Genomic DNA, 23930 nt, shown 5'->3' with positions numbered 1-23930 from the left:
TCTATAAGGGTGGTCAATTGATCCGATCCATTCAGATACGTTCCATTTTTGGCAGCCACACACGAATCAACGAGAACAGCCGGTCGAGGTCGATAGGCTTGGCCAGATAATCGTTGGAACCGGCCTGCAGGCAGCGCTCCTGATCGTCTTTCATGGCTTTGGCCGTCACTGCAATGATCGGCAGTTTGCGCCAGCGAGGGTCCTTGCGGATCTGCGCGGTGGCTTCGAAGCCGTCCATTTCCGGCATCATCACGTCCATCAGCACCAGGTCGATGTCTTCGACGGTATTGAGCTTTTCGATGGCTTCCAAACCATTGCGACCGACTTCGACGATCGCGCCCTTGTGCTCCAGCGCGCTGGTCAGGGCGAAGATGTTACGCACATCGTCGTCGACCACGAGAATCTTGCGCCCCTCGAACACGCGATCGCGGCTGCGCGCGGTCTTGAGCATCTTCTGCCGCTCGTTCGACAGCTGCGATTCGACCTTGTGCAGGAACAGGGTCACTTCGTCGAGCAGCCGCTCCGGCGAGCGCGCGCCCTTGATGATGATGGTGCGCGAGTACTTCAGCAGTTCGGCTTCTTCATCGCGGGTCAGGTTGCGGCCGGTGTAGACGATGACCGGCGGGAACGCGCAGATTTCGTCGGTGGACATGCGCTTGAGCAGGTCGTTGCCGAGCATGTCCGGCAGTTTCAGGTCGATGATCATGCAGTCGTAAGCGTTGTCGCGTAGCAGCTCGAGAGCATCCTGAGCAAAGCCCACCGCAGTGATTTCGATGTCATCGTCGCCGATCAGGCGCGCGATGCTGTCGCGCTGCAAGGCGTCGTCCTCGACCAGCAGGACGCGCTTCACTTTCTGCGTAAGCTTGGCCTCCAGTCGAGCGAATACGTCCTTGAGCTCTTCGCGGGTGGTCGGTTTGACCGCGTAACCGATCGCGCCCATCTGCAAGGCGGCCTCCTGACGATCCTCCACGGAAATGACGTGGACCGGGATATGCCGGGTGGAGGGCATCTCTTTGAGGCGCTGCAGCACGGTCAGGCCGGAATGGTCGGGAAGACGCATGTCCAGCAGGACAGCATCAGGCACGAAGTTCGTCGCCAGATCGAAACCTTCGTCGGCTGCATGGGCGACCAGGCAGTGATAGCCAAGCTCATGAGCCAGGTCATAGAGGATATGGGCGAAGCGCACTTCGTCCTCGATCACCAGGATGCAGCGTTTGGTGAACGGCGTCTTGTCACGATCATCGGCAAAGCGCGGGACGGGCTCGCTGACCTGGGCAGGTCTGGCGGCGATCACCGGCGCGGCAACCGGCGCCGGAGACGGGGCTGCCGCAGCCTGAGCGACCACCGGCAGCTCTTGCCCGAACGGCGCCGGTTCGACGTATTCTTCCGGCAGCACCAAGGTAAAGATGCTGCCCTGCCCTTGCGCGCTGGTGACTGAAATCGAACCGCCCAACAGGCGCGCCAGGTCGCGGGAAATCGACAGTCCCAGCCCGGTGCCACCGTAGCGCCGGTTGGTGGTGCCGTCGGCCTGACGGAACGCTTCGAAAATGCTCTCTTGCTGATCCTCGGAAATGCCGATCCCCGAGTCGCGCACGGTAAAGGCGATGCCCTCGCCGGGCTGCCGCGAGACCGTAAGACTGACCGAGCCGCTTTCGGTGAACTTGACGGCGTTGGACAACAGGTTCTTGAGAATCTGCTCCAGGCGCTGGCGGTCGGTATACAGCGATACCGGCGTCCCGGGTTGAACCTCGACCGTAAACTCCAGCTGTTTGTCGGCGGCCAGGGGCTGGAAGGTCATTCGCAGGCTGTCAACCAGACGGCTGACGCTGCTGTTTTCCGGGCGCATGTCCAGCTTGCCGGCCTCGACCTTGGAGATGTCGAGAATGTCGTTGATCAGGTTGAGCAAATCGTTGCCGGCCGAATAGATCGACTCGGCAAACGTCACCTGCTCGGAGGTCAGGTTGTCTTGTGGATTCTCGGCCAACAGCTTGGCCAGAATCAGCGAGCTGTTCAGCGGCGTGCGTAGCTCGTGGGACATGTTGGCGAGGAATTCGGACTTGTACTTGCTCGAGCGCTGCAGCTCGTCTGCCCGTGCTTCCAGCTCGACCTGAGCGATATTGAGCTCTTCATTGTTGCGGTCCAGTGCGTCGCGCTGGTCGGCCAGCGCCTTGCTCTGCTCGGCCAGTTGCTCGTTGGTCTGCTCCAGCTCAGCCTGCTGGGTTTCCAGATACGCCTGAGACTCCTTGAGAATCCGCGACTGCTCTTCGAGCTCTTCGTTGGCGGTGCGCAGTTCTTCCTGTTGAACCTGCAGCTCTTCGTTGAGTTGCTGGGTCTCGGCCAGGACTTCCTGAAGGCGTTGGCGATAGCGCGCGGCTTCGATGGAGGTGCCGACGTTCTCGGCCACCAGCTCGAGGAACTCGACATCACGCTCGGTCAACTCGCGCAGGAAACCCAGCTCGACGACGCCATTGACCTGATCGTCATTGCTGGTCGGCACTACGATCACGCTGCGCGGCGAGCCGTCGCCGAGGCCCGACGAGACCTTGAAATAGTCCATGGGGACATCGTTGAGGGTAATGATCTCATCCTGCTCGGCGGCCTTGCCAACCACGCCTTCGCCACTATAAATCGACTGTTCCTGGAGTTCCTGCTGGCGCGAGAAGCCGTAGGATGCCACGCGCATCAGGCCGCCGTGCTCCTGGCGTACATACACGGCAGCGACCACCGCCCCCAGATATTGGGCGAAGAACTGCAGCACGTTACGACCCAGCAGATTCAGCGTCAGTTGCCCGATCACCTGTTCGGCCAGCTCGCTCTGGCCGTTACGCAGCCAGGCCACATGGGCCAGGCGATCGGCATCTTCCTGCTGCGCCTTGAGGTTGGCGGCGTACGTGCTGGACAGCGCCTTCATGTCGCGACGGCCGACCCAGGCCAGAATGCCACTGACGATCACGATGAATACGATATACAGGGTCACCGAAACCACGGTGGTATGCGTGACGTCGGTATTGCGGGTCAGACGCAACTGATGCTCGATGTTCGCTGCTTGATCGTACTGATCGCGAATTTCATCGGTCAGGCGCTTGCCCCGGCGATTCTGAATCGGCGTCGCATAGTCACCACCGGAACGCCGTAGGGTGATCATCTCCTGGGCGAACTGATTCCACGATTCCTGCATTGTCGCCAGACGCTTGAAGCGATCGACCTGGTCGGGGTTGTCTGCGACCAGTTCCTCAAGGGCCTTCAGCTCGGCGATGATGCCCGGTTTGGCAACTTCGTAGGGGTCGAGAAAATGCTCGTCACCGGTCAGCAGAAAACCGCGCATGCCGGTTTCCATGTCCACCGAAAGCTTCAACGAGCGGTTGATGTTATTGATGACCCGGTCGGTGTGCTCGACCCACTGGATCACCGACAGCAGATAGCTGATCAGAATAACGAAGAATGCAGCACTGAGAACGCCGACCGCCAAGGGTAAACTGACGTTGCGGCTCAGAAGTTTGCGGAAACGTTGCTCATCGACGGCAGAGGTTTGGATCATCGCAAAGGGCCCAGGGTGGATTCGGCTAAACCACGGAGTTTGCCGTAAAGCTCAGGAAAAAACTCCAGCTTCTGACATATACGGCTGAATTTTCAGACTTTAGTCATGGACCAAACGCAGGCGCACTATACGTTCGAGTGGTTCGCCGCCTCGACTACACTCAATTGAATTGTGTTTTTGAAGCCTGGAAGTTGTCACAATCACCTGCTTAATTTTTTAGCAGATCGGGTGAACCGTGCCCGTTCCGGATTTCGTCCATTTGAAGGAAATTTTCATGTCCGACCCAACCAGCACGATTCTGGTGGTGGAAGATGACAGCATCGTCCGGATGCTGATCGTCGACGTCCTTGAGGAGCTCGAGTATCAGGTACTCGAAGCCGCAGATGGCGGCGAGGCTTTGGCTTTTTTGCAGGACGCTGGCAAAACGATCGATTTGATGATGACCGACAAGGGGCTGCCGGACATGGATGGCCTCCAATTGGCAAAGAAAGCTGCCGAGTTGCGTCCTGCGCTGCCGATTCTGTTCGCCAGCGGCTACGCCGAAAATATCGATGTGCCTGCCGGCATGCATTTGATTGGCAAGCCGTTTTCCATCGATCAGTTGCGTGACAAGGTCAATAGCATTCTTGGCAAGTGAAGCGGCGCGTCACGTTCATGTTCTGATCATCGGTTATGTGTGGCCGGAGCCCCGGTCATCGGCGGCCAGCGGCCACATCATGCAATTGATCGACTGTTTTCTCGAACAGGGCTGGCAGATCACCTTCGCCAGCGCCGCCAGTGAAGGCGAACGCCGGGCCGACCTCAAGGTGCTGGGCATCAGCGAAGTGGCCATCGAGCTGAACAGCAACAGTTTCGACACTTTCATCAGTGAGTTGCGACCTGATGTGGTGCTGTTCGATCAATTCCTGATGGAAGAACAATTTGGCTGGCGCGTGGAGAAACATGCCCCACATGCGCTGCGGGTGCTGGAATCCTGCGATCTGCAGAGCCTGCGGCACAGCCGGCACCAACTCCTCAAAGATATGCTCAAGGAGGGCAGCGAGTGCTACGACGCGCTGTTCGCGGCTCCCGAGGCGACGTTGTTCAAGCGCATGGCGGTGACGGATCTCGCTCAGCGAGAGGTGGCGTCGTTCTATCGCTGTGATCTGAGCCTGGTGGTGTCAGACGTCGAAATCGAGTTCCTGACTCGGTACTTCCGAGTGCCCGATACGCTGCAGCATTGGTGCCCGTTGATGCTGCGCGACATTCCTGACAGCGCAAAAGCCTTCGACGAACGTGCGCATTTCCTGACCATTGGCAACTTTCGGCACGCGCCGAACTGGGATGCGGTGCTGTGGCTGAAAAACACCCTGTGGCCGATGATTCGCCAACAGTTGCCTGACGCGCAGTTGCACGTCTACGGCGCCTATACCCCGCCCAAGGCGACGGCGCTACACAAACCGGTTCAGGGCTTTCATATCATGGACTGGGCTGAGGATGCGTTTGAAGTGATGTCGCGTGCCCGGGTTTCATTGGCGCCGCTGCGTTTCGGTGCAGGGATCAAGGGCAAAGTGATGGATGCGATGGCCTGCGGCACGCCGACGGTGACCACGCCTGTCGGCGCTGAAGCCATGCACGGTGATCTGCCGTTTCCCGGTGCCATTGCCAGTGATGCACAAGGATTGGCGGACGCTGCGGTGCGGCTTTATGAGGATCAGGCGCTGTGGAAAGCGGCGCAGTCTGCGGGCTGGAAGGTGCTGCGAGCGCGGTTCAGCCATGAGCAGCATTGCGCGACGCTGATTGGGCGCATTCGTGAGTTGCTTGCTGATTTGCCAGCTCATCGGGCAGCGAATTTTACCGGGGCGATGCTTCGTCATCATCAGCACAAGAGCACGCAGTACATGTCCCAGTGGATCGAGGCCAAGAACAGGAATGCTTGAGTTGTTTTGAGGATTTGGGCTATCGGATTGAGGGTATACCGTTGCCCTCCAAGAGCCCTCAACCCACAGCACGACGCAACAGATAGGTATCCATGACCCAGCCCTTCTGCGCCCGCGCCGCCTCACGAGCTCGTTTGATTCGCTCGCTGACTTCCTTCAAAGGTCCTGAAATCAGGATCTCGTCAGCCGTGCCCAGATAGGCTCCCCAGTAAATATACAAATCCTGCTCAGCGAACCGGTCGAACGTGCAATGAGCGTCGAGCATCACCACCACATTCTCGATATCCGCACCCTGCTCCAGCGCCAGGCGTCGCCCCGTCGTAATCTGAATCGGCTCGCCAATGCGATTTAACGCAATACGATGCTGCGCCACCAACGCCTGCACGCTGGTGATACCCGGAATGACCTCATACTCGAATACCTCCCGCTCCCGCGCCAATACGCGATCGAGAATGCGCAGCGTACTGTCATACAGCGCCGGATCGCCCCAGACCAGGAACCCGCCTGCCTCACCGTCCCGCACCTCATTGGCTATCAGTTGCTCGAACAACACCGCACGCTGCTCGTGCCAGTGCTCGATGCCGCTCTGATATGACTGCGGATCGTCTTCGCGTCGGGGATCGCTTACCTGCACCAAGCGGTAATCCTCGCCCTCGATATAACGTTCACAAATCTCCCGACGCAAGCGCAGCAGATCATCATCGGCGTACCCCTTGTCGAGGATGAAAAACACCTTCGCGCGGTTCAACGCCTTGATTGCCTGGACCGTGATCTGTTCGGGATTGCCGGCGCCGATGCCGATGACAAGGATTTTTTTCATGAGAACGATTCTTCAACAAAAGCGTTGCCAACGCTATTCATGCAGCTGCGCAATGCCGCAGTGGCCAGCAATCCCGACCGGCAACTGTAGCGCTGATCGATTTTGACGCGAGCGTCAAGGAACTCACGCAGGCTGGCAGGGCTGTCACACCATAGGCCCAATCAGGATCGTTGTGCAGAACCACGAGTAATTTCATGATGGCTTCGTTCAACCACCAGTGAGTGACGTCGATTTTGTCCGAGCCGATGTAACACCGCCGAAAAATAGTGCACATTACCCCTCACGCCACTCTCCAAACCCGGCAACAGCATGATCAAAACAATAAAAGGCACCGACCCCTCCTACGAGTTGATGGACGATCACAACGGTCTGTCGATCATCTACCGCGAACATGGCTTTCCCTGCCCGCTGGTGCGCTGGCATTTCCACAAGGAATACGAGCTGCACCTGATCGTCGCCAGTTCCGGCAAGGTGTTCGTCGGTGATTACATCGGTAACTTCTATCCGGGCACGTTGTTCCTCACTGGCCCCAACCTGCCGCATAACTGGATCAGCCAGGTCGAGGAAGACGAGGTCGTGCCCAAGCGCGACATGTTGGTGAATTTCACCGAGGAGCTGTTGGAAAGCGGCAACCAGGTGTTCGCCGAGCTGAAGAGCTTGGCCCCGCTGCTGGAGCGGGCGCAATACGGCATCGAGTTTCGCTGTAAGCGCACCATCCGCCAGGCCATGAAGCTGATGCAGAAGATTGCCGATTCCAGCGGTATGACCCGCCTCGGGCATTTTTTCATTCTGTTCGAGCTGCTGGCGGCCAGCGATGATTACCAACTGTTGTCGGGGACGACGGCGTCGCAGCTGTCGGACGATCATGCGGTCGAACGTACCAACAAGGCGGTGGACTATATCTTCACTCACTACGCGCGGGAACTGCCGCTGGAGGAAGTGGCCGATTACCTGGGCATGAAACCCACGTATTTTTCGCGCGTGTTCAAGCAGGCCACCGGGCGCTGCTTCGTCGAGTTCGTCAATCGTCTGCGCATCAGCAAGTCCTGCGAGTTGCTGGCCGATGGTGACAAGCCCGTGACGGATGTCTGTTTCGAGTCCGGTTTCAATAACATTTCCAACTTCAACCGGCGCTTTCAAAAGCTCAAAGGCATGACGCCCTCTCACTATCGGCGTCTGGCCGTACAGCGCCTGACCGAACAAAACCTGTACTGATTCGCCCCCTCCCCGCTTCCATCTACTACGCTGGAACTGCGCCGCAGCCTGCCGGAACGCAGTTTTGGTGCGTCGCCAGCTGAACTCCGAGTGCAAGAAAGTATCAGTTCAAGTGTGCCGCAGGATTTGTCATCGCCGGTGCGGACCGTTGTAATCAACTGACATTCTTCCTGGTCTTTGGAAGGAACAAAAACAATAACCAAGCTTCTGTCGCCCCCCGGCGAAGAAGAGGAGTGATAAATGAAGACCTCTGCAAAAGTTCTCCTTGCTGGAACCTGTCTGACCCTCACCCTGACCCTCTGCAACAGCGCCAGTGCAGGCGACGTGACCATCGCCACCGTCAACAACAGCGACATGATCCGCATGCAGCGGCTGTCCAAGACCTTCGAAGAACAGCATCCCGATATCAAACTCAAGTGGGTCGTCCTGGAAGAGAACGTCCTGCGCCAGCGCCTGACCACGGACATCGCCACCAAGGGCGGTCAGTTCGATGTGCTGACCATCGGCATGTACGAAGCCTCACTCTGGGGCGCCAAGGGCTGGCTGAAAGAAATGGACAACCTGCCAGCGTCCTACGCGCTGGACGACGTGTTCCCTTCGGTGCGTGATGGCCTGTCGGTCGATGGCAAGCTGTTCGCCCTGCCTTTCTACGCCGAAAGCTCGATCACCTATTATCGCAAGGACCTGTTCCAGGCCGCCGGGCTGACCATGCCGGAGCGTCCGACCTGGACCCAGATCTCCGAATTTGCCGACAAACTCACCGACAAATCCAAAGAACAGTACGGCATTTGCCTGCGCGGCAAGGCCGGCTGGGGTGAGAACATGGCGCTGATCAGCACCGTGGCCAACTCCTTCGGCGCGCGCTGGTTCGACGAACAGTGGAAACCACAGTTCGACCAGCCAGAATGGAAGGATGCGCTGAACTTCTACGTCAACGTGATGAAAAAAGACGGCCCTCCCGGCGCATCTAGCAACGGCTTCAACGAAAACCTGGCGCTGTTCAACAGCGGCAAGTGCGCCATCTGGGTTGACGCCAGCGTCGCCGGTTCCTTCGTCACAGACAAGTCTCAGAGCAAAGTCGCCGACAGCGTAGGCTTCACTTACGCTCCGCACGAAGTCACTGATAAAGGTTCGGCGTGGCTGTATTCGTGGGCTTTGGCGATTCCGACCAGCGCCAAGAACGACAAGGACGCTCGCGCCTTCACCGAGTGGGCGACCTCCAAGGAGTACGCCGCCCTGGTCGCCAAGACTGATGGGGTGTCCAACGTACCGCCTGGCACTCGCGCCTCGACCTACACCGACGAGTACAAGAAGGCAGCGCCGTTTGCCAACATCACCCTGGAATCGCTCAAGGCCGTTACGCCCAAGGCGCCGACCCTCAAGCCAGTGCCTTACGTGGGCATCCAGTTGGTGACCATCCCTGAGTTCCAGCAGATCGGCACCAACGTGGGTCAGCAGTTCTCTGCAGCCCTGGTCGGCTCTACCACGGTCGATGCAGCACTGACTCAGGCGCAAAGCGCAACCGTGCGCGACATGAAGCGTGCGGGTTACCCGAAAAAGGGTTGATCCCGTTCGTTTTAAGGCAGCAGACGGCTCCCCGCCGCTGCTGCCCCGCTTACGCTCTTGCCCCGGTTCGGAGTCATCATGAACACCTCAACCATTACCCCTCGTGCGGCTTCGGCCGACGATAACGACCATCAGAAGAAAGGCAGTGTCACCAAGCCCGGCTGGTTTCTGGTCAGCCCTTCGGTGCTGTTGTTGCTGGTCTGGATGGTCGTCCCGCTGGGCATGACCATCTATTTCTCGCTGATTCGCTACAACCTGCTCAATCCGGGCGAGAACGAATTCGTTGGCCTTGAGAACTTCGAATACTTCGTCACCGACTCGGGCTTCTTCCCCGGCGCCATGAATACCCTGTTACTGGTCGGCAGCGTGCTGGCCATCAGCGTGATCCTGGGTGTATTGATTTCCGCCCTGCTGGAAGCCAGTGAATTCCTCGGTCGCGGTATCGTCCGCGTCTTACTGATTTCGCCGTTCTTTATCATGCCCACCGTGAGTGCGCTGATCTGGAAGAACCTGCTTTTCCATCCGGTGTCCGGGATCCTCGCCTCGGTGTGGAAACTGTTCGGCGCCCAGCCCATCGACTGGCTGGCCAATTACCCGATGCTGTCGATCATCATCATCGTTTCCTGGCAATGGCTGCCGTTCGCGATCCTGATTCTGATGACCGCCATGCAGTCGCTGGACCAGGAACAGAAAGAAGCCGCGCGTCTGGACGGCGCCGGCCCCATCGCGATCTTCTGGCACCTGACCCTGCCCCACCTGGCACGTCCTATCGCGGTGGTGGTGATGATCGAAACCATCTTCCTGCTGTCGGTATTCGCCGAAATCTTCACCACCACCAACGGCGGCCCAGGCTTCGCTTCGACCAACCTTGCGTATCTGATCTACAACCAGGCGCTGTTGCAGTTCGACGTGGGCATGGCATCGGCAGGCGGATTGATTGCCGTGGTCATTGCCAATATTGCCGCGATCATCCTGGTCCGGATGATCGGCAAAAACCTCACCGACAAATCTTGAGGGCAAGGTCATGATGACGCTCAAACAATCCCGTCGGCTGCAAAGCGTGCTGCTCGGCAGCTTGTCGTGGGTGATCGCGGCGCTGATTTTCTTCCCGATCTTCTGGATGGTCCTGACCAGTTTCAAGACCGAGATCGATGCGTTCGCCACGCCGCCACAGTTCATCTTCACGCCGACCCTGGAAAACTATCTGCACATCCAGGAGCGCAGTGATTACTTCCACTTCGCCTGGAACTCGATCCTGATCTCGTTCAGCGCCACCATCCTGTGCCTGTTGATCGCGGTCCCGGCCGCCTATTCCATGGCCTTCTTCGAGACCAAACGCACAAAGGGCACCTTGCTGTGGATGCTCTCGACCAAGATGCTGCCGCCGGTGGGCGTGCTGATGCCGATCTACCTGCTGGCCAAGACCTTTGGCCTTTTGGACTCGCGCATCGCGCTGATCGTGATCTACACCTTGATCAACCTGCCGATCGTGGTCTGGATGATTTACACCTACTTCAAGGACATCCCCGGCGAAATCCTCGAAGCCTCGCGACTGGACGGCGCCACCACGCGCCAGGAAATCTTCAAGGTGCTGATCCCGATCTGCAAAGGAGGCCTGGCCTCCACAGCGCTGCTGTCACTCATTCTGTGCTGGAACGAGGCCTTCTGGTCGCTGAACCTGACCTCGTCCAACGCCGCGCCCCTGACGGCCCTCATCGCCTCGTACTCGAGCCCCGAAGGGTTGTTCTGGGCCAAGTTGTCAGCAGTATCCACCCTGGCCTGCGCGCCGATCCTGATCTTCGGCTGGATCAGCCAGAAACAGCTGGTACGCGGTCTGTCGTTTGGTGCCGTGAAGTAAATCGAGCGAAGCGACTTCCAGCCTGTAGGAGCGCGCGCCGGCGATTGCCGTGCTCAGCGCCGGTTTCATCGCCTGGCGCGCAGCCATCGCGGGCAAGCGCGCGCCTACAGCGAGTTTAGAGGTCCAGCGATCATCTACAGCCATTCTTGAAGAATAAAACTGGAGCCCACTATGGCTAACCTGACAATCAGAAATCTGCAAAAAGGCTTCGACGGCCACCAGATCATCAAAGGCATCGATCTGGACGTCAAAGACCGGGAATTCGTGGTCTTCGTCGGTCCGTCCGGCTGCGGCAAATCCACCCTGTTGCGGTTGATCGCGGGGTTGGAAGACGTCACCAGCGGCAGCATTGAACTCGATGGCCGCGAGATCACACAGGTCACCCCGGCCAAGCGCGATCTGGCGATGGTGTTTCAGACCTACGCCCTCTACCCGCACATGACCGTGGGCAAAAACCTGTCGTTCGCCTTGGACCTGGCCGGCACACCGAAAGCCGAAGTCGAGAAGAAGGTCGCCGAAGCGGCACGCATCCTGGAACTTGGCCCGCTGCTGGAGCGCAAGCCCAAGCAGCTGTCGGGCGGCCAGCGCCAGCGCGTGGCGATTGGCCGCGCCATCGTGCGCAACCCGAAAATCTTCCTGTTCGACGAACCGCTATCCAACCTCGACGCCGCCTTGCGCGTGCAGACCCGTCTGGAGCTGTCGCGCCTGCATAAAGAGCTGGAAGCGACGATGATCTACGTCACCCACGATCAAGTCGAAGCCATGACCCTGGCCGACAAGGTGGTGGTGCTCAACGGCGGTCGCGTGGAACAGGTCGGCTCGCCGCTGGAGCTGTATCACCACCCGGCCAATCTGTTCGTCGCAGGCTTTCTCGGCACACCGAAGATGGGCTTTCTCAAGGGCAAAGTCAGCCGCGTGGATGCCGCCGGTTGCGAAGTCACTCTGGATGCCGGGACCACAATCAGCCTGCCCTTCACCAACGCCCAACAGAGTGTCGGCGATGCCGTGACCCTGGGCATTCGGCCGGAACATCTGGAACTGGCCAAAGATGGCGACTGCCAACTGCAGGTGGTTGCCGACGTCAGCGAACGCCTGGGCAGCGACACCTTTTGCCACGTGCGCACCAACTCCGGCGAAGCGCTGACCATGCGTATTCGCGGCGACCTGGCCAGCCAGTACGGTGAAACCCTGAACCTGTACCTGGACAGCGCGCACTGCCACCTGTTCGACGCTCAGGGTCAAGTCATTCGCAAAGCCTTGCAGGCCGCTGCCTGAATCGGCAGCCTTCACATAATCGGGAACGTAGTCATGAAACTGAACAAACAGAACCTGCTGAATCTGGGCAGCCTCGAAAACAGCAAGATCGAGCTGCCCGCCTACGCGCTTGAAGATCGCCGCCAGGGTATTGCGCACATCGGCGTCGGCGGTTTCCATCGTGCGCACCAGGCGTTCTACACCGATGCGTTGATGAACAAGGGAGAAGGTCTGGACTGGGCCATCTGCGGCGTCAGCCTGCGCGAAGAAGACCGCAACAACTTCGAAGCCTTGAGAGGTCAGGACTTTCTCTACACCCTGTTCGAGCTGGGCGACACACCGGACACCGAGACCCGCATTATCGGCTCCATGAGCCAGATGCTGATGTCCACCGACAACGATCTGGCGCTGATAGAAAAGCTCGCCAGCCCCGAGATCCGCATCGTCTCGCTGACCATCACCGAAGGCGGCTATTGCATCGACGACAGCACCGGCGAGTTCATGAGCCACTTGCCGCAGATCCAGCATGACCTGCAGCACCCCGCCACACCGAAAACCGTATTCGGTTATCTGTGCGCTGCCCTGGCCAAACGCCGCGCCGAGGGCACGCCTGCCTTCACCCTGATGTCCTGCGATAACCTGCCGCACAACGGCGCGGTCACCCGCAAGGCGCTGCTGACGTTCGCCAGACTGCGCGATGCCGACCTGCACGACTGGATCGCTGAACACGTGAGCTTTCCCAACGCCATGGTCGACCGCATCACGCCCATGACCAGCACCGCCCATCGCCTGCAACTGCATGATGAGAAAGGCATCGACGACGCATGGCCGGTGGTCTGCGAGCCGTTCGTGCAGTGGGTCCTGGAGGACAAGTTCGTCGATGGCCGTCCCGCCTGGGAAAAGGTCGGCGTGCAATTCACCGACGACGTCACGCCCTACGAAGAAATGAAGATCAAGCTGCTCAACGGTAGCCATTTGGCGCTGACTTACCTCGGCGCGCTGAAGGGCTATCGCTTCGTTCACGAAACCATGAACGACCCGCTGTTCGTCGATTACATACGCACCTACATGGACCTGGACGTCACGCCGCAACTGGCGCCCGTGCCGGGCATCGACCTGACCGATTACAAGCAGACACTGATCGACCGTTTTTCTAACCAGGCGATTGCCGATCAGCTGGAGCGTGTGTGTTCCGATGGCTCGTCGAAATTCCCGAAATTCACCGTGCCGACCATCAACCGGCTGATTCTGGACAAAGGCAACATGGATCGTGCCTCGCTGGTAGTCGCCGCCTGGGCGCTGTACCTGCAAGGCAACACGACCGGCGATTTCAAGGGCGAGAATGGCGTCGCGTACAAGGTCGTCGACCCGCGCGCCGACTTCTGCAAGGCGCTTGTAGCCGATGATGTGCTGGTCACCCAGCGTTTGCTGGAGGTCGAGGAAATCTTCGGCGCGGCGATTCCCAAATCCGCCGAGTTCGTCGCCTCGTTCGAAAAGAATCTGAACAGCCTGAAGCAGCTGGGCGTCAGCAAAACCCTGGAAAACCTGTTGGCCAAAACAGTCTGAGGTGAGCATGTTTCTCGGCATCGATTGCGGCACCCAAGGCACCAAGGCGATTGTGCTTGATGCCGTCAGCGGCAAGGTTCTGGGCGAAGGCTCCGGCGCGCATCACATGATCAGCGGCGCCAATGGGCGTCGCGAGCAGGATGTGCAGGAGTGGCTCACTGCGTTCGAGCAGGCCACAGCGGTGGCGCTTGCGCAGGCCGGAATCACTGGCGCCGAGATTCAGGGCATTGGCGTGTCTGGCCAGCAGCACGGTCTGGTGATGATCGACCAACTGGGCCATGTGCTGCGCCCTGCCAAGCTCTGGTGCGACACCGAATCGGCCCCTGAAAACGACCGCTTGTTGGAGTATCTGGGCGGCGAAGCGGGTTCGCTGGAACGGTTGGGTATTGCCATCGCACCGGGTTACACGGTGTCGAAGCTGCTCTGGACCAAGGAGCAGTTTCCCGATCTGTTCGCCCGGATCGACAAGATCCTGCTGCCCCACGACTTCCTCAATTATTGGCTGACCGGCCGTTGCTGCAGCGAATTCGGCGACGCGTCCGGCACCGGTTATTTCAACGTCCGTACCCGCGAGTGGGATGTGGACATTCTGCAACACATCGACCCGAGCGGCCGGCTGGTCAGCGCGCTACCGAATTTGCTTGAAGCCCATGAGGCGGTAGGCAAGATTCTTCCGGCGATTGCCGAGCGCCTGGGCATCAACCCCGACGCGGTCGTTTCCAGCGGTGGCGGCGACAACATGATGGGCGCCATCGGCACCGGCAACATCGCGCCAGGCTCGATCACCATGAGTCTGGGCTCATCCGGCACCGTGTACGCGTTCGCCGATGCAGGCAACGTCAGCGCCCAGCCTTCGGTGGCGACGTTCTGTTCGTCTTCAGGGGGATGGTTGCCGCTGATCTGCACCATGAACCTGACCAATGCCACCAGCGCCATCCGCGAGCTGTTCGCGCTTGACATCGGCGCGTTCAATGCCGCTATTGCCTCGTCGCCGATCGGCGCGCAAGGAGTGCTGATGCTGCCGTTCCTCAACGGCGAACGGGTGCCGGCCTTGCCCCAGGCCACTGGCAGCATCCTGGGGCTGGACAGCACCAACTTGAATCAGGCCAACTTGTGCCGCGCGGTAGTCGAGGGCACCACTTTCGGCCTGCGCTACGGCCTGGACCTGCTGCGTGACAGCGGCATCAAGAGTGACAACATTCGCTTGATCGGCGGCGGCGCCAAAAGCCCGATATGGCGGCAGATCGTTGCCGACATCATGGATACTCCGGTCATCTGCACCACCGGCAGTGAAGCCGCGGCCCTGGGCGCGGCGATTCAGGCAGCCTGGTGTCATGCCCGTGCCGAAGGTGACGGCCAATCGCTGCAGGCGCTGTGCGAGCGTTGCGTCAGCCTCGACGCCAGCAGCGAAACACAGCCGGTAGCCGAACACGTCGCGGCTTACCAAACCGTTTATCAGCACTATCGCAATCAATTGCAGGGCATTTGACGCAAGACCGTCGGCCCTTAACGGAGCACCTATGTATCTGGTCTGTGGCGAAGCACTGTTCGACTTTTTCAGTCAGCCGGACAGTGGACAACACAATAAAGTAGGTTATCAGGCCATCGCTGGCGGTTCGCCGTTCAACGTTGCCGTCGGCCTGCGTCGCCTGGGTGTGGATACAGGCTTTTTCGCCGGGATTTCCACCGATTATCTCGGCAGACGCCTGGCAACGGTGCTCGAAGAAGAAGGCGTGCGTAACGACTTCCTGATCCATTTCGACGCCCCCACTACCCTGTCGATGGTCGCGGTTGGCGCCGATGGCTCGCCGCAATACAGCTTTCGCGGCGAAGGCTGTGCTGATCGGTTGCTGACGGTAGCGCGACTGCCGACGCTCGACGCCAGCGTTCGCGGCCTGCATGTCGGTTCGTTTTCCCTCGTTGTGCAGCCGGTGGCCGACGCGCTGCTGGCGCTGGTGCAACGAGAAAGCGGCAAACGCCTGATCACCTTCGACCCCAACGTGCGCCTGAACCCGGCACCGAGTCTCGAACTGTGGCGCGGCCAGGTGGCGAAATTCGCCGAGCACGCGCACATCATCAAGGTCAGCGACGAAGACCTGCACCTGCTGTACCCCGACATCGACGCCGATACCGTGGCCAAGGGCTGGCTGCAGCACAATTGCCAACTGGTGATCATGACCCGCGGTCGCCAGGGCGCCACCGTCTTCAGCCGCGAACTGGGCCAATGGTCGGTGCCTTCGCGCGAAGTCAAAACCGCCGACACCGTGGGCGCTGGCGATACCTTCCAGGCCGCGCTGATCACCTTCCTCACCGAACGCGAACTCGACGCCCCGGCCGGTTTGCCGACACTCAGCCGCGAAATCCTGACCGACATGCTCAACTTCGCCGTGGCCGCGGCAGCCGTTACCTGCACCCGGGAGGGGCCGGATCTGCCCTATCGGGACGAGGTGAGGTAAGGACGCTCATCGTGCCTGGCAGCCATACGGCGCATCGATCGGTATGTGCGCGACCACAACATGAAGAGTCGGTCGTCGTTTTTGGCTGATGCTGCGTTGGAAAAACCGGGGCGCGCGTGAACGCCAACACCTAGTCGACTTTAAAAAAAGGGGCAACCGGTCAAAACCGCTGCCCCTTTTATCCATTACCCGCACAACCCGTCCCACCGATGCATCAGGCCATCTCCGCCTTCGCCATGGCGATCCTGGTCTTGACCTCTTGCTCGGTGATTTGCTGCTCTTGCTTCTGTTTCTGCAGTTCGCTGACTTTCTTGTCCACCGCCGCCTGCTGCTCCGGCGTCATGCTGTCGTACTCTTCCTTATTCACGCCGGTCAGTTGCTGACGCACTTTTTCGGCATCGCTCTGGTTCATGTAGGCCAGAAACTGCTCTTTGGCCGATGAAGCCGCTGAGGAGCTGGTGTCGCTACCGTCCACCGCAGCGATTTCCTTATCGACGGTATTGCTCACGCTGTCCGACGCTGCAATCTGTTTGTCGTTGCTGGACGAGAACGCCGCCGCCGCGGCAGCCTTGTCGTCATCCGATACCGATGCGGTGACGTTGGCCAGGGCGGCCTTGAGGTTCACCATCATTTTGGCGAAAGACTCGTCGTAGCCCTGTTCGGCATTGCTTTGGGTCGAGCTGTCGCCATTGTCGACGATCGTCGCAACTGGCGCAGAGGCACCGGCCATCGCGCTGGTGTACGCATCGTTGTCGGCGGTGTCGTATTGCGTGTGAGCCACCACCTTGGACACGAACTGCTGGATGGCACTGTTACCAATGATCATCTGTCACCTCCTTATCATCAGGTTATCGATGCATCGCAGATAACAGCAAAACCGGTGCCACATCCTGCTACATGCGCTGCAAGGCCCAGCCTACAAGGGGTCAGGAAGGTTTCGCAGAGAGACGCGAGCGGCAATCTCGGCGTGGGTTTGCCGAAAGTGGCTGCCGAGAGCGGCAGGCCCTCGCCGCATTGCCGGGTCAACCGGGCGGGTCCTGCTCCTGCAGACGTAAGCCCCAGTCGCGCAACGATGCAACCACCGGGCTGACTTCACGACCCTTGGCGGTCAGCAGGTATTCCAGACGCGGCGGATGTTGCTCATACAGGCGACGCTCGATCAGACCATTGGCTTCCAGCGCCTTGAGCCGGGTTGACAGGGTGCTGGGCGCACAGCCCTTGAGCGAGTCCTGCAGATCCTGGAAGCGCCGGCTCGGGTTACGTAGCAAATCGCGCAGGATAAGGATCACCCAACGCTCGCCGATCACCTCGAGCGCGGTAATTACCGGGCAAAAGGCGTAGGTCGGGACGGGGACTTGGGTTTTGGGATTGGTGTCGGGCATGAGCGCGAGTCTAGCAAGGGGATCCCACACTGGGTAGGGTGCCGTGCATGGCCCTCTATGTCCTCATAGACCTAACCCACTCAAATCCAGCTTGTCCTGCGGCACCGGCATGGAGAAGTAATAACCCTGCGCCTGTCCCGCGCCCATCTCCCTGAGCAATTGCAAGGTTTCAGCGTCTTCTACCCCCTCGGCCACCACCGTCAATCCCAACGACTCGGCCATGCGCACGATCGCCCGGACGATGGCGCGGCTGCGCGAACTGGTGGTCAGTTCCAAGGTGAAGGACTTGTCGATCTTCAGGCCGCTGAAATGGTACTGATGCACGTAACTGAGGGACGAGAAACCCGCGCCAAAATCATCGAGCACGGTCGACACGCCGTTGTCGGCCAGATGTTTCATCGCCTGACGCGCCAGCTCCGGCTCGGCCACCAGCGCGCCCTCGGTCAGCTCCAGACAGATGCGCGACGGCGCCACACCATGCTGGGCGAGCAGGCTCAGCACTTCACTGGCGAACTCCGGCCGGCTGATGCTGTAGCTGGAACAATTCACGTGCACCGTCGGCCAGTGTGCGTGGCTTGGTTGGGCCAGCATCGCCACCACCTGCTGGAGCATGTAGAAGTCAAGCCTGCCGATCAGACGCAGCCCCTCCAGCGCGGGCAGGAAGTGGCCGGGCGCAATCACCCGACCGTCGGCCTGACGCCAGCGAATGAGCGCTTCCAGGGCCAGAATCCTGCCGCTGACGACGTCGATGATGGGCTGGAAATACGGCAGCAATTCATCGGTGCGTTTGAGGGCGTTACGCAGCGCGCTCTCCTGCTCCATCTGGTCGGAAACCTCGCGGCGCAGTTCCTGGTTGAACACTGCATAGCTGTCGCGTCCGGCGTTCTTGACCCGGTACATCGCGGTGTCGGCATCGCGCAGCAGGTCCGCAGGCTCCTTGTGAAACTGCAGATCGGCGCCCACTACGCCGATGCTGCACGAGGAAAACACCGCATGACCGTCGATATAGAACGGCACGTCGAACGCCAACAGAATGCGCTCGGCGATGGCCACCGTGATGTCCGGCGGTGCCGCATAGGCCAGGACCGCAAACTCGTCCCCTCCCAGACGTGCCAGCAGATCGCTGTCGCGCATGCAGTTGCGCAAACGGTCCGCAGCCTGGATCAGCAGCAAGTCGCCCGACTGATGGCCCAGGCTGTCATTGACCATCTTGAACCGGTCCAGGTCGATGAACATCACCACCAGTTCCTGACCGTTGTGGCAGAAATCCTCCCAGGCCACCTGCAGGCGTTGTTGCAGATGGCTGCGATTGGGCAGGCCGGTCAGCGAATCGTGGGCGTTCTCGTGCTGCAGCTTGGCGTTGGCGTAATCCAGTTCGCGGGTGCGGTCCTGCACCCGGGCTTCAAGACGCAGGTTGGCGGTATGAATCGCCTCGGCAGCGCTGCGCCGAGACAGCGCCGTATCGATGTGCCGCGAGACGAAGGTCAGCAGGTCCTGGTCACGCAACGAGTAGCTGACGTGGGGCGAATAGCTCTGAACCGCCAGTACGCCGCGCACCACGTCGCCGTCGAACAGCGGGATGCCCAGCCAGGAACAGGAACGGTTGATGTCGTTCTGGATGGTGATCTCGCCAATGCTTTCCAGGCGGCGGGCCTCAGCGCTGTCGATCAGGCACGGGCGGCGCTGGCGGATGACATATTCGGTGAATCCGCGCTCGCCACGGCGCGGATCCGGGCGGCGGGTCAGGCGTTCGTCGACGTAGTACGGGAAGGTCACCTCGGTGGTCGCGTCATCGAACAGGGCGATGTAGAAGTTCAGCGCGAACAACAGCTCGCCGACGATGCCGTGCAGGCTCTTGAACAGGTCGGTCATGTCCCCCGGCTGGCTTGACAGCTCGGCGATCTGAAACAGCGCGCTCTGCAGGTGCTCGGCGCGCTCGCGGTCGGCAACCTCGCTGCGCAGCGCATCGTTGAGCCGCGACAGTTCCAGGGTCCGGCGGGCCACGGTTTCTTCCAGATGAGCGCGGTGCAGGATGCGATCCAGCGCCATGGCCACGTGGCGCGCCACCACCAGGAACAGCTCCTGGTCCTCGACGCTGTACACCCGCGACACGTCATAGACCTGCATCGCGAGCATGCCGAACACGTCGTCCGAAGCGTTCTTCAGCGGTGCCCCCATCCAGAACTCTGGACGATGACCCAGGCAATAAAAGCGCTCGGCGGCCCGGGCGCGTTCGATGGCGGCGGCGTCGACGAACAGCGGTTGCTCAGTGGTCAGCACGTAACCGGTCATCGACAGCCGCTGCGGGTCGAGAAACTCGTGGGTCTCGGCTTCCAGGGCGTCGACGTCGGTGATGTCGATGTAATAGGGGTAGGTGATCCGGCCGGTCTGACGCTCATACAGCGCCAGATAGAAGTTTTCCGCATCGATCAGCGTCGACAGCTGCTGATGCACGCCCTGCAGGAACGCCGAACGATCACGGGTCGAACTGGCCAGATAGGTGATTTCGTACAGCACCCGTTGCGTGGCCTGGGCGCGGGCCAGGGCATCGCTCTGCAGGCGCAAGCCCAGTCTACCGGCCAATGCCACCAGAAACGGGTTGCCCGATTCACGCTCCGGGGTCAGCAACCAGCCCAGCGGAGCCTCGCCCTGGCCGGTGACCCAGCGCTGCAAGCCATGATCGCGACAGAACCCATCGAAGCCTTCCCGGGGAATGTGTCGGGGCCACTCCGTGGCCGCATCGCCCTGGCCCAGCAGGTGCATGTGCCGGTTGGCGCGGTAGGCCGCCCAGCTCAGGCCGGGGGCCGCAAAGGCCGCCGCCTTGAGCAAGGCTTCCAGGGAGTTCTCGTCGGTCATCGATGACGCATTCACCGATTGGTCATGCGTCTGAAGTGACGCCTGCTCCTCGGCCCCTGGCGCGCTCTGAGTGGGGTTCGAGACATGAGAATTCATAGGCGCTCCATTGCCAGCGTGGGACTGAGCTATCTTCATGGGGTCTGACAGATGGTTGCAAGCGCCATATTCGTTTTTGCTGTCTATAAACGACGGAAAAACGGAATTTCACGACATTTCACGTGACGCTTTCAGAAGTCTGGGCTCTATATCGGCAGACTGGCGTTGAAATGAAAGATTGCCGGCGCACGCTGGGTACATTGAGCGACCTCGATCAATCGTCGGTCAATCATTGGCCTTTGTCTGCTCTGGCCTGTCTCTGAATGCTGTTACCGATAACCTTTGCCCACTGGAGATGATCGCAAAATGATCAAGACCTACAGCTATGCTGCGCAAAAGTCTACGGACAAACTGGCGCCGTTTCAGATCGAACGCCGCGACCCGGGTGCCGACGATGTGCAGATCGATATTCTGTTCTGCGGCGTTTGCCACTCGGACCTGCACACCGCGCGTAACGAGTGGAACAACACCCTGTACCCATCGGTGCCGGGCCATGAAATCGTCGGCAAGGTCACGGCCGTCGGCGCCAACGTCAAGAACTTCAAGGTCGGCGATCTGGCGGGCGTCGGCTGCATGGTCGACAGCTGTCAACACTGCGCCTCCTGCGCTGAAGGCGACGAGCAATACTGCGAAAACGGTTTTACCGGCACCTACAACGGCCCGGTCTTCGGTGGGGAAAACACCTACGGCGGCTATTCCGACAAGATCGTGGTGAAAGAAAAATTTGTGCTGAAAATCTCCCACAACGACAACCTCGCGGCGGTCGCTCCGCTGCTTTGCGCGGGGATCACCACCTACTCGCCGCTGCACCACTGGAAAGTCGGCCCTGGCAAGAAAGTCGGCGTGGTCGGCCTCGGCGGTCTGGGCCACATGGCGGTGAAGATTGCCCACGCAATGGGTGCTCATGTGGTGCTGTTCACTACCTCGCCAAACAAGCGCGAAGATGGCTTGCGTCTGGGTGCGAACGAAGTCGTGGTCTCCAGGAACGCCGATGAAATGGCCAGGCAGGCCAATTCGCTGGACTTCATCCTCAACACCGTGGCCGCGCCACACGACCTGGACGCCTTCCTCAACCTGCTCAAACGTGACGGCACCATGACCCTGGTCGGCGCCCCGGACAGCCCGCATCCATCGCCATCGGTGTTCAACCTGATCTTCAAACGCCGCAGCCTGGCGGGTTCGCTGATCGGCGGGATCAAGGAAACCCAGGAGATGCTGGATTTCTGCGCCAAGCACGGCATCGTCTCCGACATCGAGATGATCCACATGAAGGACATCAACGAAGCGTACGAGCGCATGGTCAAGGGCGACGTGAAGTACCGCTTCGTCATCGACATGGCGACGCTCAAGGAACAAGCCTCGGCGGCCTGATGCCCAAACAACCGGTCGAGCGGACACCACGCCGCTAGGCCGGGCTTTTCTGCGCCTCCTGCCCTCCTGCCCTCCTGCCCCGTAAAAATCCGCAACCAACTGCATGGCGACAGGTCTCAATCCTTGGGCCACTGCGGTGCCTCTTTTGCAGCCCCTGCACTTCCCGAATCCAGCGAGATGCCAGCGCCATGAGCCATGAGCCATGAGTGCGTCATGGATTAGAGAGAAATGCTCAAAAGTGTATGCAGTTATTCAAACCAATGCGCAGCCAGCACATTGGTTATCGTAGACCGCTTGATGTTCGCACTGCCATACAGGCCCGCGCGCCGCCCACCGTCGGGGCCGGCCATGACTCAATGCTGACGAGGAACCTGTCCATGACCGATCAGCCTGATAACAAAGAACCCGCCTGCGACCTATCGGCCTTTACCGTGCCGTCGCGTCGAAACTTTCTTAAATCCATCGGCGTGTCCGGCCTCGCCGCCGCCACGGCGCCGATGTGGGCCCAGGCCCTGGAAGCCCAGGCCGCGGTGCCGGACGACACCGACGCACCGGCGAAGGATGAGCGCCGAATGACGCTCAAGGTCAACGGCCAGGCTCACACCCTGAACCTTCCAGCCAACGCCGCGCTGCTGGATGTGCTGCGCGACCGCCTGCAACTGACCGGCACCAAAAAAGGCTGCGACCACGGCCAGTGCGGCGCGTGCACCGTGCACATTAACGGCGCCGCGATCAACTCCTGTCTTTCGCTCGCCGCCATGCACGAAGGTGACGAAATCACCACCGTCGAAGGTCTGGCGCAAAACGGCAAGCTGCATCCGGTGCAGGAAGCGTTCTGGGAACATGACGCCTATCAGTGCGGCTACTGCACCAGCGGCCAGATCATGAGCGCTGTGGCCATGCTGCAGGACAAGAACATCGGCAGCGACGACCACAGCGTGCGAGAAGCCATGAGCGGCAACATCTGCCGCTGCGGTGCCTACAAGAACATTCTTGCGGCGATACAGAGCGCGAGAATCAAGCTGCAGGAGGTGACCTGATGAGAGCCCTGGATTATGTCCGCGCCGGCAGCGTCGAACAGGCCGTCGACGCCCATTCGAAAAGCCAGACGGCGTTTTTCCTCGCTGGCGGCACCACGCTGCTGGATCTGGTGAAACTCGACGTGATGCCGGCCGATCAGGTCATCGACGTCAATCATCTGTCCCTGAAGCAGATCGAAGTGCAGAAGGATGGCAGCGTGCGAATCGGCGCGCTGGTGACCAACACCGCCCTCGCCTATCACGACTACATCGTCGCGCATTACCCGGTGCTGTCTCAGGCGCTGCTGTCCGGCGCCACCACGCAATTGCGCAACAAGGCGACGACGGCCGGTAACGTGATGCAGCGGGTGCGCTGCAACTATTTCCGTGACGGCTATTCGCCGTGCAACAAGCGCGAACCCGGTTCCGGCTGCGCGGCCATCGACGGCCACAATCGCAGCGTGCATGCGGTGCTCGGCACCAGCGATCAATGCATCGCCACGCATCCCTCGGACATGTGCGTGGCCATGGCCGCGATTGGCGCCAGGGTCGAAGTTCAGGGAGCGAAAGGCAAACGCAGCATCGACTTCCTCGACTTTCACCTGCTGCCCGGCTCGACACCGTGGAAAGAACATGCCCTTCAGGATGACGAGCTGATCACCCACGTGGTGCTGGACGCGCCCCTCGCTAACAGCAAATCGGGCTATTTGAAACTGCGCGACCGCGCCTCTTATCAGTTCGCTCTGGCGTCCAGCGCGGTGATTCTGGTGATGGATGGCGACACTGTGCGCGACGCCCGCATCGCCATGGGTGGTGTCGGCACCCGCCCCTGGCGCGCACTGGAGGCCGAGCGCGCGCTCAAGGGCGCGACCCTCACCTCGCAGAACATGGAAAAGGCCGCGGCCATCGCCCTACAGGGCGCCAAACCCTATCGCCACAACGCCTACAAGATTGCCCTCGGGCAGCAGGCGATCGTGCGTAACCTGAGCACTCTGACGGCCTGACCGGGAGGAT

Annotated in this window: 18 protein-coding genes and 1 pseudogene; 14 read left to right on the top strand and 5 right to left on the bottom strand. The window is 60.2% G+C overall.

The window, feature by feature from the left end:
* Positions 1–31: 31 nt before the first annotated feature.
* Positions 32–3538 carry a response regulator gene (locus CE491_RS18395; RefSeq protein WP_110949759.1) on the bottom strand — a complete coding sequence of 1169 codons (3507 nt, stop codon included), beginning with the start codon at positions 3536–3538 and terminating at the stop codon, positions 32–34.
* A gap of 274 nt (positions 3539–3812) precedes the next feature.
* Between CE491_RS18395 and CE491_RS18390 the strand changes: the two genes are divergently transcribed.
* Complete coding sequence (locus CE491_RS18390) at positions 3813–4175, top strand: response regulator (protein ID WP_110949758.1); 363 nt, start codon at positions 3813–3815, stop codon at positions 4173–4175.
* 79 nt (positions 4176–4254) lie between these two features.
* A complete protein-coding gene (locus tag CE491_RS18385; protein ID WP_110949837.1) occupies positions 4255–5457 on the top strand; it encodes a glycosyltransferase family 4 protein in 1203 nt (400 codons plus the stop codon).
* Positions 5458–5515: 58 nt separating this feature from the next.
* Here CE491_RS18385 and cobF read toward each other — a convergent pair whose 3' ends face one another.
* Positions 5516–6277, bottom strand: a complete 762-nt coding sequence (gene cobF / locus CE491_RS18380) for a precorrin-6A synthase (deacetylating) (RefSeq protein ID WP_110949757.1) — start codon at positions 6275–6277, stop codon at positions 5516–5518.
* Between the two features lie 309 nt (positions 6278–6586).
* On the opposite strand from cobF, the gene CE491_RS18375 reads away from it, so the two are divergent.
* The 9 genes and pseudogenes from CE491_RS18375 to CE491_RS18335 all read left to right on the top strand — a co-directional run.
* On the top strand, positions 6587–7492 hold the full coding sequence (locus CE491_RS18375) for an AraC family transcriptional regulator (RefSeq protein WP_110949756.1): 906 nt from the start codon (positions 6587–6589) through the stop codon (positions 7490–7492).
* Positions 7493–7732: 240 nt separating this feature from the next.
* Complete coding sequence (locus CE491_RS18370) at positions 7733–9058, top strand: ABC transporter substrate-binding protein (RefSeq protein WP_110949755.1); 1326 nt, start codon at positions 7733–7735, stop codon at positions 9056–9058.
* A gap of 78 nt (positions 9059–9136) precedes the next feature.
* A complete protein-coding gene (locus CE491_RS18365) occupies positions 9137–10072 on the top strand; it encodes a carbohydrate ABC transporter permease (protein ID WP_110949754.1) in 936 nt (311 codons plus the stop codon).
* 10 nt (positions 10073–10082) lie between these two features.
* Positions 10083–10916, top strand: coding sequence for a carbohydrate ABC transporter permease (locus tag CE491_RS18360; RefSeq protein WP_110949753.1), 834 nt, complete (start codon positions 10083–10085; stop codon positions 10914–10916).
* 171 nt (positions 10917–11087) lie between these two features.
* Complete coding sequence (locus CE491_RS18355; RefSeq protein WP_110949752.1) at positions 11088–12191, top strand: ABC transporter ATP-binding protein; 1104 nt, start codon at positions 11088–11090, stop codon at positions 12189–12191.
* Between the two features lie 33 nt (positions 12192–12224).
* On the top strand, positions 12225–13736 hold the full coding sequence (locus CE491_RS18350; protein ID WP_110949751.1) for a mannitol dehydrogenase family protein: 1512 nt from the start codon (positions 12225–12227) through the stop codon (positions 13734–13736).
* A 7-nt stretch (positions 13737–13743) separates the two neighbouring features.
* Positions 13744–15225 carry a xylulokinase gene (gene xylB, locus CE491_RS18345; protein WP_110949750.1) on the top strand — a complete coding sequence of 494 codons (1482 nt, stop codon included), beginning with the start codon at positions 13744–13746 and terminating at the stop codon, positions 15223–15225.
* Between the two features lie 31 nt (positions 15226–15256).
* Positions 15257–16192 carry a carbohydrate kinase family protein gene (locus tag CE491_RS18340; RefSeq protein WP_110949749.1) on the top strand — a complete coding sequence of 312 codons (936 nt, stop codon included), beginning with the start codon at positions 15257–15259 and terminating at the stop codon, positions 16190–16192.
* 24 nt (positions 16193–16216) lie between these two features.
* Positions 16217–16312 (top strand): annotated as a pseudogene (locus CE491_RS18335) (type II toxin-antitoxin system HicB family antitoxin); the annotation flags it as partial.
* Between the two features lie 94 nt (positions 16313–16406).
* Here the strand turns inward: CE491_RS18335 and CE491_RS18330 are convergent.
* The 3 genes from CE491_RS18330 to CE491_RS18320 all read right to left on the bottom strand — a co-directional run bounded on the left by CE491_RS18330 (position 16407) and on the right by CE491_RS18320 (position 20526).
* Entirely contained in the window at positions 16407–17018 is a 612-nt protein-coding gene (locus CE491_RS18330; protein ID WP_110949748.1) for a hypothetical protein, read from the bottom strand.
* Between the two features lie 196 nt (positions 17019–17214).
* Positions 17215–17574, bottom strand: coding sequence for a winged helix-turn-helix transcriptional regulator (locus CE491_RS18325; protein ID WP_110949747.1), 360 nt, complete (start codon positions 17572–17574; stop codon positions 17215–17217).
* Between the two features lie 63 nt (positions 17575–17637).
* Positions 17638–20526 (bottom strand): sensor domain-containing phosphodiesterase, encoded by a 2889-nt coding sequence (locus tag CE491_RS18320; protein ID WP_110949746.1) that lies wholly within the window; start codon positions 20524–20526, stop codon positions 17638–17640.
* Positions 20527–20832: 306 nt separating this feature from the next.
* Between CE491_RS18320 and CE491_RS18315 the strand changes: the two genes are divergently transcribed.
* The 3 genes from CE491_RS18315 (at position 20833) to CE491_RS18305 (ending at position 23920) form a co-directional block, all read left to right on the top strand.
* Entirely contained in the window at positions 20833–21897 is a 1065-nt protein-coding gene (locus tag CE491_RS18315; protein ID WP_110949745.1) for an NAD(P)-dependent alcohol dehydrogenase, read from the top strand.
* A gap of 377 nt (positions 21898–22274) precedes the next feature.
* Complete coding sequence (locus CE491_RS18310) at positions 22275–22937, top strand: (2Fe-2S)-binding protein (RefSeq protein ID WP_110949744.1); 663 nt, start codon at positions 22275–22277, stop codon at positions 22935–22937.
* Complete coding sequence (locus CE491_RS18305; RefSeq protein WP_110949743.1) at positions 22937–23920, top strand: FAD binding domain-containing protein; 984 nt, start codon at positions 22937–22939, stop codon at positions 23918–23920. The genes CE491_RS18310 and CE491_RS18305 overlap by 1 nt, the downstream gene beginning before the upstream one ends.
* Positions 23921–23930: the final 10 nt, after the last annotated feature.

It is taken from the genome of Pseudomonas bohemica, assembly GCF_002934685.1.
Lineage (GTDB): Bacteria > Pseudomonadota > Gammaproteobacteria > Pseudomonadales > Pseudomonadaceae > Aquipseudomonas > Aquipseudomonas bohemica.
This window is presented reverse-complemented; position numbering and strand designations above follow the sequence as displayed.

Bases quoted from the DNA above. Each gene is read 5' to 3' on its own strand.
- CE491_RS18385 (WP_110949837.1), top strand. From the start codon at position 4,255: ATGCAATTGATCGACTGTTTTCTCGAACAGGGCTGGCAGATCACCTTC.
- CE491_RS18390 (WP_110949758.1), top strand. From the start codon at position 3,813: ATGTCCGACCCAACCAGCACGATTCTGGTGGTGGAAGATGACAGCATC.
- CE491_RS18370 (WP_110949755.1), top strand. From the start codon at position 7,733: ATGAAGACCTCTGCAAAAGTTCTCCTTGCTGGAACCTGTCTGACCCTC.
- CE491_RS18325 (WP_110949747.1), bottom strand. From the start codon at position 17,574: ATGCCCGACACCAATCCCAAAACCCAAGTCCCCGTCCCGACCTACGCC.
- CE491_RS18375 (WP_110949756.1), top strand. From the start codon at position 6,587: ATGATCAAAACAATAAAAGGCACCGACCCCTCCTACGAGTTGATGGAC.
- CE491_RS18365 (WP_110949754.1), top strand. From the start codon at position 9,137: ATGAACACCTCAACCATTACCCCTCGTGCGGCTTCGGCCGACGATAAC.
- CE491_RS18310 (WP_110949744.1), top strand. From the start codon at position 22,275: ATGACCGATCAGCCTGATAACAAAGAACCCGCCTGCGACCTATCGGCC.
- CE491_RS18360 (WP_110949753.1), top strand. From the start codon at position 10,083: ATGATGACGCTCAAACAATCCCGTCGGCTGCAAAGCGTGCTGCTCGGC.
- CE491_RS18340 (WP_110949749.1), top strand. From the start codon at position 15,257: ATGTATCTGGTCTGTGGCGAAGCACTGTTCGACTTTTTCAGTCAGCCG.
- cobF (WP_110949757.1), bottom strand. From the start codon at position 6,277: ATGAAAAAAATCCTTGTCATCGGCATCGGCGCCGGCAATCCCGAACAG.
- CE491_RS18305 (WP_110949743.1), top strand. From the start codon at position 22,937: ATGAGAGCCCTGGATTATGTCCGCGCCGGCAGCGTCGAACAGGCCGTC.
- CE491_RS18315 (WP_110949745.1), top strand. From the start codon at position 20,833: ATGATCAAGACCTACAGCTATGCTGCGCAAAAGTCTACGGACAAACTG.
- CE491_RS18320 (WP_110949746.1), bottom strand. From the start codon at position 20,526: ATGAATTCTCATGTCTCGAACCCCACTCAGAGCGCGCCAGGGGCCGAG.
- CE491_RS18355 (WP_110949752.1), top strand. From the start codon at position 11,088: ATGGCTAACCTGACAATCAGAAATCTGCAAAAAGGCTTCGACGGCCAC.
- CE491_RS18330 (WP_110949748.1), bottom strand. From the start codon at position 17,018: ATGATCATTGGTAACAGTGCCATCCAGCAGTTCGTGTCCAAGGTGGTG.
- CE491_RS18350 (WP_110949751.1), top strand. From the start codon at position 12,225: ATGAAACTGAACAAACAGAACCTGCTGAATCTGGGCAGCCTCGAAAAC.
- CE491_RS18395 (WP_110949759.1), bottom strand. From the start codon at position 3,538: ATGATCCAAACCTCTGCCGTCGATGAGCAACGTTTCCGCAAACTTCTG.
- xylB (WP_110949750.1), top strand. From the start codon at position 13,744: ATGTTTCTCGGCATCGATTGCGGCACCCAAGGCACCAAGGCGATTGTG.